The sequence below is a fragment of the Achromobacter sp. genome (genome assembly GCF_057314935.1).
In genome coordinates, this window is sequence record NZ_DBHKZA010000180.1 from 1 (window position 1) to 3,179 (window position 3,179).

General features: G+C 67.0%; 4 protein-coding genes. 2 read left to right on the forward strand and 2 right to left on the reverse strand.

Going from position 1 to position 3,179, the window contains the following annotated elements:
* Positions 1-320, reverse strand: a 320-nt coding sequence (locus tag ACO6D5_RS29840; RefSeq protein ID WP_485827404.1) for an AMP-binding protein, incomplete at its 3' end; no start/stop codon positions are given.
* Between the two features lie 101 nt (positions 321-421).
* Here ACO6D5_RS29840 and ACO6D5_RS29845 point away from each other — a divergent pair.
* On the forward strand, positions 422-1,165 hold the full coding sequence (locus ACO6D5_RS29845; RefSeq protein WP_315846994.1) for a TetR family transcriptional regulator: 744 nt from the start codon (positions 422-424) through the stop codon (positions 1,163-1,165).
* Here ACO6D5_RS29845 and ACO6D5_RS29850 read toward each other — a convergent pair.
* On the reverse strand, positions 1,111-2,040 hold the full coding sequence (locus ACO6D5_RS29850) for an SDR family oxidoreductase (protein WP_485827405.1): 930 nt from the start codon (positions 2,038-2,040) through the stop codon (positions 1,111-1,113). The genes ACO6D5_RS29845 and ACO6D5_RS29850 overlap by 55 nt on opposite strands.
* Positions 2,041-2,176: 136 nt before the next feature.
* On the opposite strand from ACO6D5_RS29850, the gene ACO6D5_RS29855 reads away from it, so the two are divergent.
* A complete protein-coding gene (locus ACO6D5_RS29855) occupies positions 2,177-2,971 on the forward strand; it encodes an enoyl-CoA hydratase/isomerase family protein (protein ID WP_485827406.1) in 795 nt (264 codons plus the stop codon).
* The last annotated feature ends 208 nt before the right edge of the window (positions 2,972-3,179 follow it).

The window sequence follows — 3,179 nt, forward strand, 5'->3', positions numbered from 1 at the left end:
GGCACCGCCACCGCGCCCATCTTGTAGACGGCGATGTGCGTCACCGCGGTCTCGGGCGCCTGCGGCAAATACACGGCCACGCGGTCGCCGCGCCGCACCCCATGGCGTTCCAGGCTGTGCGCCAGGCGGTTGGACTGGGCCTTGATGTCGTCGAACGTGTAGCGCGTCTGCGCGCCGTCGCTCTTTTCGTAGATCAGCGCCACGCGCCCGCTGCCATCGGCCCACTTGTCGCAGGCGTCGACGCCGATGTTGAACTCCGCCGGCACCTGCCATTGGAATTGGGACACAAGCTGCTTGTAGGATTCGGCTCGGGACAGCATGGTTTAGTCTCTGATGTTGTTATGAATCATCCAGGGCTTGCTCAACTTGCTTGACCCTGGCTCAATAATAAGCCCCGCCTACCCGCCCTTTTGCCGTCCGCATGGAAAAAACCCCTGTCGTCCCGACCCGCCGCCCGGCGGCCAGCGCCAAGTCGGAACAGCGCATCCGCGACATCCTGCACATGGCCCGCCAGGTCTTCTCCGAGGCGGGTTTCCAGGCGGCCACGACGACCGAGATCGCCCAGCGGCTGGGCGTATCCGAAGCCACGATCTTCACCTACTTCGGCGGCAAGCGGGAACTGTGCGTGCGGGTGATCAGCGATTGGTACGACGAGATCATCGGCAAGGTCGAAGACAGCCTGCCCCACGTGCAGGGCGCGCGCGCCCAGCTGCACTATCTGGTGCATACGCACCTGCGGCATCTGCTGGCCGAAGGGCCGGGGCTGTGCGCCTTCATCCTGTCCGAAGGACGCGCCCGCAACGATGACTTCGGCGAGGTCTACGCCGGTCTGCAGCGCCGCTACACCGCACCGCTGATGCGCATCCTGGCCCAAGGCCAGGCCGACGGCGACATCCGCCGGGACATGCCCTTGCGGCTGTTGCGCTCGGCGGTCTATGGCCCCATGGAGCACGTGCTGTGGGACGCCATCCTGCGCGGCGCGCGGGTGGACGTGGCCGCCACGGCCGACCAGTTGGTCGGCTTCCTGTGGCAGGCCTTGCAGCCGCCCCGCCAGGATGCGCTGGCCTTGGCCCGGTTCCGCGGCGAGGTGCGCGACGCCCTGCATCGGCTTCAGGATTCCGAAGCGTCAGGGGCGTCCGAGAACAAGGACGGCGGCACGTACTGAGGAAAGCCGTTGTAGACCTCGCCGCGTTCGGCGGGCTGCAAGGACCAGGAGTGCCGCGCGTTGGGCACGCCGCCATCCACGCGGATGACGCTGCCATTGATGAAGGCGGCCGCAGGCGACAGCAGGAACACCACCGCCGCCGCCAGTTCCGCCTCGGTGCCGAAGCGTTGCGGCGGCACTTTGGTCCTCAGCTCGCGCAGCACGGCGCGGTAATTGTCGTCGTAGCTGTCCATGCCGCTCGAGGCGATCCAGCCCGGCGCTACAGCATTGACCCGCACGCCTGCGTGCGCCCATTCGCAAGCGGCGGTTTCGGTCAGGTTCCAGACGCCGGCACGCGCCGCGCCCGAATGCCCCATGCCCGGCATGCCGCCCCAGATGTCGGCCAGCATGTTGACGATGGCCCCGCCATGCTGGCGCATGTGCTGCGTATAAACCTCGCGCGCCATCAGGAAGGTGCCGTGCAGGTTGTTCTGGACCACGGCGTTCCAGCCGTTGAAACTGATGCGGTCCAACGGCGCCGGAAACTGCCCGCCCGCGCAATTGAACAGGCCGTCGATGGCCCCATGCCGGCCCAACACCGCCGTAACCACGCCACGCACGCCGGCCTCGTCGCGGATATCGCAAGCATGCAGGCTGATTCGCCCGGCGGCTTCGGGGTAGATGCGGGCGATTTCCTCGCCCGCCGCCTCAAGCTTGTCCAGCTTGCGGCCGACCAGCGCCAGGTTCGCCCCCAGCGCCGCCAGTTCGTGCGCGGTGCAGCGCCCCAGGCCGCTGCCGCCGCCCGTCACCAGGACAGTCTTGCCGTCGTACAGCCCGGGCCGGAATACCGACGCATAACGCTGATCGGCGGCCACGCCGCCGGATTGTGGGTTCATGTCTCGCTCCGTTATTTTTTTGAGGATAACTCAATATCCGACCTGAATACATCGCGGATTACCCAAAATGGCCCTAGAATCATTGAACAGTAACACCTGACTTATTGAGCCGAATTCAATACAACGGGAGACCCGCATGACTCTGCATGCCCCCCTGGACGTCGCCCACGACGGCGCCATCGTCCGCCTGACGCTGAACCGTCCTGACATGCGCAATGCCTTCGACGAGACCCTGATCGCCGCGCTGACCAGCGCCGTCCGGCAGGCGGCGCAGGATTCCCGTGTGCGCGTGCTGCTGCTGACCGGCGCCGGCAAGGCGTTCTGCGCGGGCGGCGACCTGAACTGGATGCGCAAGATGGCCACGCATACCGACGCCGACAATCGCGCCGACGCCACCCGGCTGGCCGACATGCTGCACACGATCTGGTCCTGCCCCAAACCCGTCGTTGCCTGCGTGAACGGCGATGCCTACGCCGGCGGCATGGGCCTGCTGTCGGCCTGCGACATCGCCATTGCCGCGGAGTCGGCGCACTTCTGCCTGTCTGAAACCCGCTTGGGGCTGCTGCCTGCCACGATCAGCCCCTATGTGATCCGAGCCATGGGCGAACGGGCGGCCAACCGCTATTTCCTGACCGCCGAACGTTTTGACGCCGCCACCGCGTTGCGGCTGGGGCTGCTGCACGACGTGGTGCCGGCCGAGCGGCTGCACGACGAGGCCGAATCGATCTGCCGCACGCTGTGCGCCAACGGCCCCGCCGCCGTCCAGGCCAGCAAGCGGCTGGTGCGAGACTTTGCCGGCCAGCCCATCGACGCCGCGCTGATCGCCGACACCGTGGAACGGATCGCCTCCTGCCGCAGCACCGACGAAGCCCGCGAAGGCGTGGCCGCTTTCCTGGAGAAACGCGAACCGTCGTGGCGGCCGGCATCCTGAAGGCGCTGCGCGATGGGAGATTCCCTTTGACCGACGCGTCCGGACCCGCTCGACCGCCATGACATAATCCGTGGCGCATCTTCAGGAATCTTCATGCCGCACGCAACACCCCCCGCCTCGCCTTCCCCCCAATTCCCCCCGCTCAATGCCGACCGCCTGTGGGCCCGCGTTGAAGCCCTGTCGCGATTCACCCTGCCCGACGTCCCGT